This window comes from Kribbella sp. NPDC048915 (genome assembly GCF_040649595.1).
Lineage (GTDB): Bacteria > Actinomycetota > Actinomycetes > Propionibacteriales > Kribbellaceae > Kribbella.
Window position 1 is genome coordinate 1 of the sequence record NZ_JBEZFT010000131.1, and the last position, 11,672, is coordinate 11,672.

An 11,672-nucleotide genomic window follows, 5' to 3' on the forward strand; every position below is an offset into this window, starting at 1 on the left:
TTCACCCACGGTGTTGTGGGTTCCTGACCCGTGTGAAGGGTACGGAACCCACAACACGATGGGTGAACCCACCTTGCGGCGGAAACCCGGAAGCCGCTACGCCCACACCGCACCCCCACGCCCCCACGCCGCCGCCACGCCGCACCTTCCCCCTCGCCGCGCGCGAAAACTCTCCTAGATGATTGATGCACGGCCTGGTCTGGATCCGGTGGTCGTGGTGATGGAGCCGGGGACGCTCGGGCATGTGGCATGTGGCATGTGGCGTGTGGCGTGTGGCGTGTGGGGCGGGTGTCAGGTCGACAGGACGTGTCCCGTGCCAGGGGCCACAGCTGAGCGTGAACCAGGCGCCGAACACACCCGCCCCACACCACACTAACTGTCGAGCGTGCACACCTTCGGACCGTGCATCAATCATCTAGGAGAGTTTTCCGCACGACACTGGAGGCTTTTGCCCGCCATACGCGGGAAAACCCTCCACAGATGCGGCTCCAACCCCACACCCCGATCACCCGCAGGAAACACCATCGCCCGGCCATCCCTCCCCCCGTCGGCCCGCGACCATCTCCCCTCGGCCAGAAGCCAACCCACACGTCAGTGAGCGGACCCTATCCACTCGTACGCCGTGCCGCGGGGACTGTGGATCAGCCGGCGGTGATCTGGTCGGCGGTGATGTGATCGGCGGTGTTCGGCACGCGGTGACGGTGCGGCGTGGTGGCGCGGCGTGACGGTGCGGCGTGGTGGCGCGGCGTGACGGTGCGGCGTGTCGGCACGCGGTGACCGTGCGGCGTGGTGGCGCGGCGTGGTGCCGTGGCGGTGCGTGTGGTCGTCGGGGTTCCGGGTTTCCGCCGTGCGGTGGGTTCACCCATGGTGTTGTGGGTTCCGTACCCTTCACACGGGTCTGGAACCCACAACACGGTGGGTGAACCCACCGTGCGGGGATGCGTGCGGTCGTCCAGCGTGGGCGTCGGCTCGGGCACCCGGACCCACGGATCGGTCACAAGAGCCGGATAACCCTTAAGCCGAGGCCACCTCGTCGGCGGCCCGGAGCACGCGCAAGATGTTGCCGCTGGCAAGCTTGTCCAGCTCCGCGGAACTCCAGCCGCGCGCGGCCAGCGCCTCGAGCAGCACCGGGTACGACGCGACGTCCGGCAACTCGACCGGGAACTCCGGGCACCCGTCGTAGTCTCCGCCGAGCCCGATGTGGTCGACACCGGCCACCTCGCGAACATGCTCGACGTGCGCGACCACGTCGGCCAGTGTGGTCTGCGGCTTCGGCCGGCCGACGAGTTCGGCGAGCTTCGGCTGATCGGACGGCTTCAGTGGGTTCAGCCCGTGCTCGTCCGCCATGGCGCGAGCCTCGGCGACCCAGTCGACGTACGGCTGCGACGTGAAGTACGGCACGAACGTCACCATGCACACGCCGTCGTTCGCGGCCAGCGACGTGAGTACGTCGTCGGGCGCGTTCCGGGGTACGTCGCACACCGCGCGCGCCGACGAGTGGCTGAAGATCACCGGCGCACTGGTCACCCGCAGGGCGTGCCGCATGGTGTCGGCGGAGACGTGGGACAGGTCGACGAGCATGCCGATCCGGTTCATCTCGCGGACGACGTCCTCGCCGAAGTCGTTGAGCCCGCCGAGCACCGGTTCGTCGGTGGCCGAGTCGGCCCACGAGACGTTGTGGTTGTGCGTCAGCGTCATGTACCGGACGCCGAGCGCGCGCATCACCCGGAGTACACCGAGCGACTCACCGATCGAATGACCGCCCTCCATCCCCATCAGCGATGCGACCCGCCCGGCCTTGATCGCCGCCTCGACCGCGGCGGCGGTGTCGGTGAGCTCGAAGTCCGCCGGGAACCGCTCGACCAGACGCCGGACGAAATCGAGCTGCTCGAAGGTACGGCGGACCGCGTGCTCGTCCTGCGGCACCCACAGCGACCAGAACTGCCCGCCCACCTGCCCGGCGCGCAGCCGGGGAAGGTCCGTGTTCAGCGCCGGGACCGAGCCGCTCAGGTCATGAGCGTCCAGGTCGTAGCCGCACAGCTCGTAGAACGCGATGGGCAGGTCGTTGTGCCCGTCGATCACCCGCAGTTCGCTCAGTGTCATGCCCGCCATCCTTCCAGTAGGAGGGCATGGTCAGAAGGCAACCCCGGATCGGGGACAATGGGTGGGTGACTATCGACGAGTTGACCTTCGACGCGGCCGGGCTGATCCCGGCGGTGGTGCAGCAGTACGACACGCGCGAGGTCCTGATGGTGGGCTGGATGGACGCCGAGGCGGTACGCCGTACCGCGACGACCGGGCGGAGTACGTTCTGGTCGCGCAGCCGGCAGCAGTACTGGGTGAAGGGCGAGACCAGCGGCCATCGTCAGCACGTGAAGCAGATCCTCGTCGACTGCGACGGGGACACGCTGCTCGTGCTCGTCGACCAGGAGGGCCCGGCCTGTCACACCGGCACCCGCAGCTGCTTCGAGCGCGGCGAGATCGAGGTGGCGGCCGCATGACGGGTGTGACCGTGCCGAGCCTCGAGACGTTCCGCGAGTATGCGAAAGACCGCCGCGTCATCCCGGTGACGCGGCGCTTGCTGGCCGACGCCGAGACGCCGATCGGGGTGTACGGCAAGCTGGCGGCCGAGCGCGAGGGCACGTTCCTGCTCGAGTCGGCGGAGAACGGCGGCGTCTGGTCGCGGTACTCGTTCATCGGCGTCCGTTCCGCGGCGACCCTGACCGAGCGCGACGGCCAGGCCGTCTGGACCGGGAACCCGCCGGTCGGCCTGCCCCAGACCGGCGACCCGCTGAAGGCGCTCCGCGAGACGCTGGAGATCCTGCACACGCCCCGGCTGCCGGACCTGCCGCCGCTGACCGGGGGCATGGTCGGCTTCCTCGGGTACGACGCGGTTCGCCGCCTGGAACGGTTGCCGGACACAACGACCGACGACCTCGGGCTGCCCGAGCTGACGTTCCTGCTCGCGACCGATCTGGCCGCGCTCGACCACGAGACCGGCGAGATCTGGCTGATCGCGAACGCGGTCAACTGGGACGACTCCGACGAGCGCGTCGACGAGGCGTACGCGGACGCAGTACGCCGGCTGGACGCGATGGAGCGGGACCTCGCCCGGCCGACCCCGTCGTACGTCGTGCACGCCGACCGGCTGGCCGAGCCCGACCCGTACCGGCAGCGTTCCAGCGCCGAGTACCGGCAGGCGGTCGAGCACGCCAAGGAGGAGATCCGGGCCGGCGAGGCGTTTCAGATCGTGGTCTCGCAGCGGTTCGAGCTGCAGACCAGTGCGTCCGCGCTGGACATCTACCGCGTGCTGCGCCGCTCGAACCCGAGCCCGTACATGTACCTGGTCCGCCTGGACGGGTTCGACATCGTCGGCTCCAGCCCGGAGGCGCTGGTCAAGGTCACCGACAACAAGGTGATCCTGCACCCGATCGCGGGTACCCGGCGGCGCGGCGCGACGCCGGAGGAGGACCACGCGCTCGAGGAGGAATTGCGCGCGGACGTGAAGGAGCGCGCCGAGCACCTGATGCTGGTCGACCTCGGCCGCAACGACGTCGGCAAGGTCTGCGCACCCGGCACGGTCGAGGTCGTGGACTTCATGGACGTCCGCCGCTACAGCCACGTCATGCACCTGGAATCGACGGTCACCGGGCAGCTGAAGGCCGGCATGACCGCGTTCGACGCGCTCACTGCCGCGTTCCCCGCCGGCACGCTGTCGGGAGCCCCGAAGCCGCGGGCGATGGAGATCATCGACAAGCTCGAGGTCACTCGGCGCGGTGTGTACGGCGGCGTGGTCGGCTACCTGGACTTCGCCGGGGACGCGGACACCGCGATCGCGATTCGCACCGCGGTGCTGCGCGGCGGGACGGCGTACGTCCAGGCCGGTGCCGGGATCGTCGCGGACTCGGATCCGGCGGCTGAGGACGCCGAATGCCGGACGAAGGCCGCCGCCGTCCTCAACGCGGTCGCGGTCGCGGGAACCTTCCGGGACGTATGAGATCACAACGGCTGGTGGACCTGCTCGCGCTGGCAGCGCTCGCGCTGCTGGGGCTGTCGGCGTACCTGACCTGGGTCTCGGTCGACCCTGGCAACGGCCGCCCGGGAGTGGACTTCTCCGGCTACACGATCACCAAGGCGCCGGTGACGCTGGCGCTCGCCGGTGTGGTCGCGATCGTGGTCACGAAGCTTGCGGGTACGACGCTGCGCAGGATCCTGGGCGGTCTGGTGACGCTGCTCGGCGTCGGCGCGATCGGCGTCGCGCTCGGCGTCCGGCCCGGTGACGCGGAGCTCAGCCGGCTGCGGCCGGAGTTGAGCGATGTGGTGGCCGACCACGTCACGCAGTCGCTCGGCCCCGCTCCGTGGTTCGCACTGGCCGGCGGTCTGGCGCTGGCCACGGCCGGGCTGGTCACCGTACTGACAGCGCACCGATGGCGGCGTGCCACGGCGCGTTACGAGCGTGATCCGGCCGCCACACCGGCCGATCAATGGAAGGCGATCGACGCGGGGGAGGACCCGACTCTCTGATCGCGGCGGGCAACCGCCACAATAGGACGGGACGACGAGGAGGAGTGGCCCCAACTATGGACAATACGGTGGCGGACCAAAAGGCCGACCGGATCGAGGAAGCCCCGCACGACCTGCACGGCAACAGCCCGGCGGCGTGGACGGCGGTGGCGATCGTGCTGGTCGCGTTCACGCTCGGCGCCGTCGCGATGGTGCTCGGGCCGAACTGGGTGCTGTTCTGGATCTCCGTCGCGATCGCGGTGCTCGGCGCCCTGGCCGGCAAGGTGTTGCAGCTGCTCGGCTTCGGGGTCCCGACCGACGGCGACCACTGAGGGGCGGACCGACATGACTGTGCTTGACGACATTCTCGCCGGGGTCCAGGCCGACCTCGCGGAGCGCCAGGCGCGGGTCAGCCTGGACGATCTGAAGCTCGAGGCCCAGCGCAAGCCCGACGCCAAGGACCCGATGCCGGTGTTCCGCGGTGACGGCATCGCGGTGATCGCCGAGGTGAAGCGGTCCAGCCCGTCCAAGGGCGCGCTGGCCGAGATCTCCGACCCGGCCGCGCTGGCCGCGGAGTACGAGCAGGGCGGTGCGGCCGCGATCTCGGTGCTGACCGAGCAGCGCCGGTTCAACGGCAGCCTGGACGACCTGCGCGAGGTGCGCGGCCGGGTCGACGTGCCGGTGCTGCGCAAGGACTTCATCGTCTCGTCGTACCAGCTCTGGGAGGCGCGCGCGGCCGGTGCCGACATGGTGCTGCTGATCGTCGCCGCGCTCCAGCAGGAGGCCCTGGTCTCGCTGATCGAGCGGGCCGAGTCGATCGGGCTGTGCCCGCTGGTCGAGGTGCACGACGAGGAGGAGACCCGGCGTGCGGTGGACGCCGGGGCCCGGCTGGTCGGCGTGAACAACCGCAACCTGAAGACCCTCGAGGTCGACCGGGACACCTTCGCCCGGGTCGCGCCGACCATCCCGACCGAGGTGGTCCGAGTCGCCGAGTCCGGGATCCGCGGTCCGCACGACGTGATCGAGTTCGCACGCGCCGGGGCCGATGTCGTCCTCGTCGGTGAGACCCTGGTGACCGGCAGCGACCCGCGTGCCTCGGTCGCCGACCTGGTCGCCGCCGGATCGCACCCCGCGATCCAGCAGCGCCACTAGCCGCGCCGCTACGGTGGTGCACGAGGTGCCTCAGCATCGTCGCTGACGCACCGGACCCTGCCCGGCCGGTCCAAACGGCACGGGGACGGACACTCTCCCGGGCGAACGCGCGCGGGACCTGGAAGGTTTTTCGGATGAGTACTGTGCTGCCCGACCAGTTCGGGCACTTCGGCCGTTTCGGCGGCAGGTTCATGCCGGAGGCGCTGATCGCGCCGCTCGACGAGCTCACCACGGCCTGGCGCGAGGCGATGGCGGACCCGGAGTTCACCGGTGAGTTCGAGCGGATGCTGCGTGAGTACATCGGCGCGCCGAGCCTGCTGTACGACGCGACGCGGCTGTCCGACGTCGCCGGTGCACGGATCCTGCTGAAGCGCGAGGACCTGAACCACACCGGCGCGCACAAGATCCGCAACGCGATCGGCCAGGCGCTGCTCACCAAGCGGATGGGCAAGCCGCGGGTGATCGCGGAGACCGGCGCGGGTCAGCACGGGGTCGCGACGGCGACCGCGTGTGCGTACCTCGGCCTCGAGTGCGTGGTCTACATGGGCGAGGTCGACACCGAGCGCCAGGCGCTGAACGTGGCCCGGATGCGGTTGCTCGGCGCCGAGGTGATCCCGGTGAAGACCGGCAGCCGGACCCTGAAGGACGCGATCAACGAGGCGTTGCGGGACTGGGTCGCCAGCGTCGACAAAACCCACTACATCCTCGGCACGGCGGCCGGTTCGCATCCGTTCCCGGCGATGGTGCGCGACTTCGTCCGCGGCATCGGCGACGAGGCCCGGGAACAGTCGCTCGAGTTGCTCGGCAAGCTGCCGGACGCCGCGGTCGCGTCGGTCGGCGGCGGGTCGAACGCGATCGGCCTGTTCACCGCATTCCTCGGTGACGACGTCAAGCTGTACGGCGTGGAGCCGGGCGGCGACGGCTTCGAGACCGGCCGGCACGCCGCGACGATCAGCGCCGGCCAGGTCGGTGTCCTGCACGGCGCCCGGTCGTTCTTGCTGCAGGACGAGGACGGGCAGACGATCGAGTCGCACTCGATCTCCGCCGGTCTGGACTACCCGGGTGTCGGCCCGGAGCACGCGTGGCTGGCCGAGACCGGGCGCGCGACGTACCGGCCGATCAGCGACGCCGAGGCGATGGAGGCGTTCCGCCTGCTCTCGAAGACCGAGGGCATCATCCCCGCGATCGAGTCCGCGCACGCGGTCGCCGGCGCGCTCGACATCGCCAAGGAACTGGGGCCGGAGGCAACGATTCTGGTGAACCTGTCCGGCCGCGGCGACAAGGACATGGACACGGCCGCGACCTGGTTCGGCCTCGGCGGGAAAGAGGCCGGCGATGAGTGAGTTGGTGGCCCTGGGCAACGCGGGCACCGCGATCCGCAAGGCGAACGACGAGGGCCGCGCCGCCCTCGTCGGGTACCTGCCGGCCGGATTCCCGACGTACGACGGCGGGATCGACGCGCTGAAGGCCCTGATCGACGGCGGCTGCGACGTGCTCGAGATCGGCCTGCCGTACAGCGACCCGGTGATGGACGGCGTGACGATCCAGCGCGCCACCGAGATCGCCCGGGCCGGCGGACTGCGGACCCGGGACGTGCTCAGCACGGTCGAGAAGGTTGCCGCGTACGCCGACGTACCGGTGCTCGTGATGACCTACTGGAACCCGATCGAGCGGTACGGCGTGGATCGGTTCGCGGCGGACTTCGCCGGGATCGGGGGCGCGGGACTGATCACGCCGGACCTGATCCCGGACGAGGGCGCGGAGTGGATCGCGGCCGCGGACAAACACGAACTGGACAAGGTGTTCCTCGTCTCACCGTCGTCGACCGACGCCCGGATCGCGATGACCACGGCCGCCTGCCGCGGATTCGTGTACGCGACCGCTGTGATGGGTGTCACCGGTGCGCGCGAGACGCCGTCCGAGGCGGCCCCGCCGCTGGTCGCGCGGACGAAGGCGGTGACCGGGATCCCGGTCGGTGTCGGGCTCGGCGTGTCCAACGGCGACCAGGCCGCCGGTGTGGCGGCGTACGCCGACGCGGTGATCGTCGGCTCGGCGTTCGTGAAGGCCCTCGAGGCGGGTGGTTCGGCGGGCGTCCGCACGCTCGCCGAGGAACTGTCCGAAGGTGTCCGCCGGGAACCCCGAGCGACCGTTGATCGTTAGTACGCCCGTGACTCGCTACAGGAACACCGCCGTCCTGCTATTGGCGGCGGTGGCTCTGCTCGCCGTTGCGGGCTGTGCCGGTAAGGAAGACAAGCCGGACAACCCGGGTGGTGCGATCATCCGCACCACCCAGGACCCGAACGGGATGCGGGGCGCGGTGCTCGACCGGCCGTACGCGATGCCGGCGGCGACGCTGACCGACACCGACGGGAACGCGTTCAACCTGGTCACCTCGACGAAGAAGCCGGTCACGCTGGTGTTCTTCGGGTACACCAACTGCCCGGACGTCTGCTCTACGGTGATGGCCGATGTGGCGTCCGCGCTGACGAAGCTCGACAAGCCGGTGCAGGACCAGATCCAGATGCTGTTCATCACCACGGATCCGGCTCGCGACACCGGGCCGGTGATGCGCAAGTACCTGGACCGCTTCGACCCGTCGTTCGTCGGGCTGACCGGTTCGCTGACGTCGATCAAGGACATCGCGCAGGCGGTCGGCGTACCGGTCGAAGGGATGCAGAAACTGCCCTCCGGCGGGTACGAGGTCGGCCACGGGGCGCAGGTGCTCGGCTTCGGCAAGAACGACAAGGCGACCGTGCTCTGGCTGGAGAACGCCGCCATCGGTGACCTCGCGCACGACTTCGGGAAGCTGGTGGAGGACAACCGGTGAAGCGCTGGGTCTCGCTGGTCGCGCGGCTCGTGCTCGGCTGCGTGATGCTGTACGCCGGTGCGCTGAAGGTCACCGATCCGGCGACGGCCGCCCAGGCGGTCCGCGCGTACGAACTGCTGCCGGAGGCGCTGGTGCAGCCGGTGGGGTGGGGCCTGCCGTTCCTGGAGATCGCGATCGGGTTGCTGTTGATCGTCGGCTTCGGTGTCCGCGCCTCCGCGCTGGCCGCGGGTGTATTTCTGATCGTGTTCATCGCCGCGGTGTCGTCCGCCTGGGCTCGCGGCCTGTCGATCGACTGCGGCTGCTTCGGCGGCGGCGGTCAGGTCGCGCCGGGCCAGACGAAGTACCTGCAGGAGATCCTCCGGGATCTTGGGCTGCTGGTGCTGGCCGGCTGGCTGTGGGTCAACCCGGCCAGCAAGTTCGCCGTCGTTGCGGAACCGGAGACGGAGCCGCGTTCGGAACCCCAAGGAGCCACCGCGCCGTGAGCAAGTCGAACACCAACCCGCTGCTGCAGCACAAGCCCCGGATTCCACCGGGAGTGATCGTGGTCGTCGTCCTGGTCCTGGCCCTCGCGGCCGGCGTCGGCGTGCAGTACTACCGCGGTCACTCCAAGGTCGAGGTCAGCTCGAACGGCCGCCCGGAGCCGGCCGTCATCACCGGCCCCGGTACCGCCGGCCAGGGCGTCAAGGTCGGGCAGAGCGGCGCGAAGGTCAACATCGACCTGTACCTGGACTTCCGCTGCCCGCACTGCGCCGAGTTCGAGGAGGACACCGGCGCGACCATCGACAAGCTCGTCCAGGACGGTACGGCGACGCTCACGTACTGGCCGCTGCAGTTCGTGAACAAGGACGCCTCACCGCGGACAGCGAACGCGTTCGCGGCCGCCGCGGCGAACGGCAAGGCGCTGAGCTTCGTCAGCGAGCTGTACGGCGACTTCTCGAAGTCGTGGACGACCGACCAGCTGATCGAGCTCGGCAACCAGCTCGGCATCGGTGACGCGAAGTTCCAGGACGCGGTCCGCAACGGGACGCACGCGAGCTGGCTGGAGTCGGTCGGCAAGGCCGCGGACGAGCGCGGCGTGACCGGGACACCGACCGTCTTCGTCAACGGGCAGCAACTGCCGGGCGACCAGCTGAACGCCGAAGGCGTGCAGCAGGCCGTCGACGCGATCGCATCGTGACCGTGCGTTCCTGGTCCTGTTCGGACGGGTCGAGTAGCGTTCCTGTTTGCCATGTCTAGTCTGACTTCCGCCGTGTTGATCCCGGCCTCCATCCCCAGCCCCAGCCAGGGCGTCTGGCACCTCGGCCCGCTGCCGATCCGCGCGTACGCGCTCTGCATCCTGGCCGGCATCTTCGCCGGCTACTGGCTCGGCCGGCGGCGCTGGGTCGCCCGCGGCGGATCGGCGCCGGTGCTCGCCGACATCATGTTCTGGGCGATCCCGTTCGGGCTCGTCGGCGCCCGCATCTACCACGTGATCACCGACGCCGAGCTGTACTTCGGCGCGGGCAAGCATCCGATCGACGCGCTGAAGATCTGGCACGGCGGCCTCGGCATCTGGGGCGCGGTCGGGTTCGGCGCACTCGGGGCCTGGATCGCCTGCCGGCGGGCCAAGGTGCCGTTCCTCGCGGTCGCGGACGTGATGGCGCCGGGGATCGCACTGGCGCAGATCTTCGGCCGGTTCGGGAACTACTTCAACCAGGAACTGTTCGGGAAGCCTACGGACAAGCCGTGGGGTCTGGAGATCGCCCCCGACCACCGTCCTGAGGGATACCAGAACTTCGCCACGTTCCACCCGACGTTCCTGTACGAGGCGATCTGGAACCTCGGCGTGGTCGCGCTGATCCTGATCGTCGACCGCCGGTTCAAACTTGGTCACGGACGAGCGTTCTTCCTGTACGTCGCGGCGTACACGGCCGGCCGGGCCTGGATCGAGAACCTGCGCATCGACACCGTGAACCACATCTTTGGCCTGCGGCTGAACGTCTGGACCTCGCTGATCCTGTTCGTGCTGGCCGTGGCCGCGTTCATCATCAGCGCCAAGCGGCGCCCGGGCCGGGAGGACATCACCACCGGCCCTGCCGCGGGCCGGCAGGAAACCCAGGACACCACTGCCGAGGTGACAGACAGCAAGACCGACACCGTTGACGACTCCACCACGCCGGAGCCCGCCGAGGAGCCCGAGGTACCCAAGCCGGACGCACCCGGTCCGACACATCACACCGGGCCCCGGCTGAAGTGAGTGAGGCGTCCGGGGTGTCCGCGGAGCATCAGGGTGATCACACCCACCGTGATGTCAGCGGCGGCTGGCTGCGCCCGGCGGTGTTCGGCGCGATGGACGGCCTGGTCTCGAACTTCGCGCTGATCGCCGGCATGGACGGCGGCACCGAGTCCGGGTCGAAGTTCATCGTGCTGGCCGGTCTCGCGGGTCTCGCTGCGGGCGCGTTCTCGATGGCGGCGGGGGAGTACACCTCGGTCGCCTCGCAGCGGGAGTTGGCGCACGCCGAGATCGAGGTCGAGCGTGCGGAGATCCAGAAGCACCCGATCGACGAGGAGATCGAGCTCGCCGAGACCTATCGGGCGAAGGGCCTCGACCCGGATCTGGCGAGCAAGGTCGCCAAGCAGTTCCACGCCGACCCCGAGCAGGCGCTCGAGGAGCATGTCCGCGAGGAGCTCGGCATCGACCCCTCCGACCTCCCGAACCCGCTGCTCGCAGCCGGGTCGTCGTTCATCTGCTTCGCGATCGGCGCGTTCATCCCGCTGGCGCCGTACCTGCTCGGAGCCGGCAGCGTCGTACCGGCCCTGATCCTGTCGCTGACCGCCCTGTTCGCCTGCGGAGCGATCGTTTCCCGGGTCACCACGCGCTCGTGGTGGTTCTCCGGTCTGCGACAATTGCTGCTCGGCGGCGCCGCGGCGGCGTTGACCTACTTTGTCGGCACGCTCGTCGGCCCCGGCATTTGAGTGTGCAGCGGGCCAACTCGACGGGACAACCGGCTCATGTGACCGATCCGTGGGTGGGTCTGGGTGACCGAGTCAGCGCCCGGCCTGGGCGACCGCGCGGGTCCCCGCATGCCCGCGTCCCCGCAGGGTGGGTTCACCCACGGTGTTGTGGGTTCCTGACCTGTGTGAAGGGTACGGAACCCACAACACGATGGGTAAACCCACCGTGTTGTGGAAACCCGGTAGCGCCGACGAC

General features: G+C 69.7%; 14 protein-coding genes. 12 read left to right on the forward strand and 2 right to left on the reverse strand.

Annotation, left to right across the window (positions count from 1 at the left end; genetic code table 11):
* Positions 1 to 641 precede the first annotated feature (641 nt).
* Together AB0B82_RS34570 and AB0B82_RS34575 are read right to left on the reverse strand one after the other, a co-directional pair.
* Positions 642 to 770: a hypothetical protein gene (locus AB0B82_RS34570; protein WP_360178547.1), complete on the reverse strand. Its 129-nt coding sequence runs from the start codon at positions 768 to 770 to the stop codon at positions 642 to 644.
* Positions 771 to 1,014: 244 nt separating this feature from the next.
* Positions 1,015 to 2,103 (reverse strand): dipeptidase, encoded by a 1,089-nt coding sequence (locus AB0B82_RS34575; protein WP_360178549.1) that lies wholly within the window; start codon positions 2,101 to 2,103, stop codon positions 1,015 to 1,017.
* Between the two features lie 65 nt (positions 2,104 to 2,168).
* Here AB0B82_RS34575 and hisI point away from each other — a divergent pair, with 65 nt between their 5' ends.
* From hisI to AB0B82_RS34635, 12 genes are all read left to right on the forward strand, one after another.
* Entirely contained in the window at positions 2,169 to 2,501 is a 333-nt protein-coding gene (hisI, locus tag AB0B82_RS34580) for a phosphoribosyl-AMP cyclohydrolase (RefSeq protein ID WP_360178552.1), read from the forward strand.
* Positions 2,498 to 3,997, forward strand: a complete 1,500-nt coding sequence (locus AB0B82_RS34585; RefSeq protein WP_360178555.1) for an anthranilate synthase component I — start codon at positions 2,498 to 2,500, stop codon at positions 3,995 to 3,997. The genes hisI and AB0B82_RS34585 overlap by 4 nt, the downstream gene beginning before the upstream one ends.
* Positions 3,994 to 4,524, forward strand: coding sequence for a Trp biosynthesis-associated membrane protein (locus AB0B82_RS34590; RefSeq protein ID WP_360178557.1), 531 nt, complete (start codon positions 3,994 to 3,996; stop codon positions 4,522 to 4,524). Before AB0B82_RS34585 ends, AB0B82_RS34590 begins: the two co-directional genes overlap by 4 nt.
* A gap of 56 nt (positions 4,525 to 4,580) precedes the next feature.
* Entirely contained in the window at positions 4,581 to 4,835 is a 255-nt protein-coding gene (locus AB0B82_RS34595; protein ID WP_360178560.1) for an HGxxPAAW family protein, read from the forward strand.
* 13 nt (positions 4,836 to 4,848) lie between these two features.
* Positions 4,849 to 5,655: an indole-3-glycerol phosphate synthase TrpC gene (trpC, locus tag AB0B82_RS34600; RefSeq protein WP_360178562.1), complete on the forward strand. Its 807-nt coding sequence runs from the start codon at positions 4,849 to 4,851 to the stop codon at positions 5,653 to 5,655.
* A gap of 134 nt (positions 5,656 to 5,789) precedes the next feature.
* Positions 5,790 to 6,998, forward strand: coding sequence for a tryptophan synthase subunit beta (gene trpB / locus AB0B82_RS34605; protein WP_360178565.1), 1,209 nt, complete (start codon positions 5,790 to 5,792; stop codon positions 6,996 to 6,998).
* Positions 6,991 to 7,815 carry a tryptophan synthase subunit alpha gene (gene trpA / locus AB0B82_RS34610; protein ID WP_360178567.1) on the forward strand — a complete coding sequence of 275 codons (825 nt, stop codon included), beginning with the start codon at positions 6,991 to 6,993 and terminating at the stop codon, positions 7,813 to 7,815. The genes trpB and trpA overlap by 8 nt, the downstream gene beginning before the upstream one ends.
* A 7-nt stretch (positions 7,816 to 7,822) precedes the next feature.
* On the forward strand, positions 7,823 to 8,482 hold the full coding sequence (locus AB0B82_RS34615; protein ID WP_360178569.1) for an SCO family protein: 660 nt from the start codon (positions 7,823 to 7,825) through the stop codon (positions 8,480 to 8,482).
* The gene (locus AB0B82_RS34620; protein WP_360178572.1) at positions 8,479 to 8,964 is read left to right on the forward strand and encodes a MauE/DoxX family redox-associated membrane protein; all 486 of its coding nucleotides are present in this window, start codon (positions 8,479 to 8,481) and stop codon (positions 8,962 to 8,964) included. The genes AB0B82_RS34615 and AB0B82_RS34620 overlap by 4 nt, the downstream gene beginning before the upstream one ends.
* Positions 8,961 to 9,659 carry a thioredoxin domain-containing protein gene (locus AB0B82_RS34625; protein WP_360178575.1) on the forward strand — a complete coding sequence of 233 codons (699 nt, stop codon included), beginning with the start codon at positions 8,961 to 8,963 and terminating at the stop codon, positions 9,657 to 9,659. The genes AB0B82_RS34620 and AB0B82_RS34625 overlap by 4 nt, the downstream gene beginning before the upstream one ends.
* A gap of 51 nt (positions 9,660 to 9,710) precedes the next feature.
* Positions 9,711 to 10,718: a prolipoprotein diacylglyceryl transferase gene (gene lgt, locus AB0B82_RS34630; RefSeq protein ID WP_360178577.1), complete on the forward strand. Its 1,008-nt coding sequence runs from the start codon at positions 9,711 to 9,713 to the stop codon at positions 10,716 to 10,718.
* Between the two features lie 14 nt (positions 10,719 to 10,732).
* Positions 10,733 to 11,437 (forward strand): VIT1/CCC1 transporter family protein, encoded by a 705-nt coding sequence (locus AB0B82_RS34635; protein WP_360178580.1) that lies wholly within the window; start codon positions 10,733 to 10,735, stop codon positions 11,435 to 11,437.
* The last annotated feature ends 235 nt before the right edge of the window (positions 11,438 to 11,672 follow it).

Bases quoted from the DNA above. Each gene is read 5' to 3' on its own strand.
- AB0B82_RS34575 (WP_360178549.1), bottom strand. From the start codon at position 2,103: ATGACACTGAGCGAACTGCGGGTGATCGACGGGCACAACGACCTGCCC.
- AB0B82_RS34585 (WP_360178555.1), top strand. From the start codon at position 2,498: ATGACGGGTGTGACCGTGCCGAGCCTCGAGACGTTCCGCGAGTATGCG.
- AB0B82_RS34590 (WP_360178557.1), top strand. From the start codon at position 3,994: ATGAGATCACAACGGCTGGTGGACCTGCTCGCGCTGGCAGCGCTCGCG.
- AB0B82_RS34595 (WP_360178560.1), top strand. From the start codon at position 4,581: ATGGACAATACGGTGGCGGACCAAAAGGCCGACCGGATCGAGGAAGCC.
- trpC (WP_360178562.1), top strand. From the start codon at position 4,849: ATGACTGTGCTTGACGACATTCTCGCCGGGGTCCAGGCCGACCTCGCG.
- trpB (WP_360178565.1), top strand. From the start codon at position 5,790: ATGAGTACTGTGCTGCCCGACCAGTTCGGGCACTTCGGCCGTTTCGGC.
- trpA (WP_360178567.1), top strand. From the start codon at position 6,991: ATGAGTGAGTTGGTGGCCCTGGGCAACGCGGGCACCGCGATCCGCAAG.
- lgt (WP_360178577.1), top strand. From the start codon at position 9,711: ATGTCTAGTCTGACTTCCGCCGTGTTGATCCCGGCCTCCATCCCCAGC.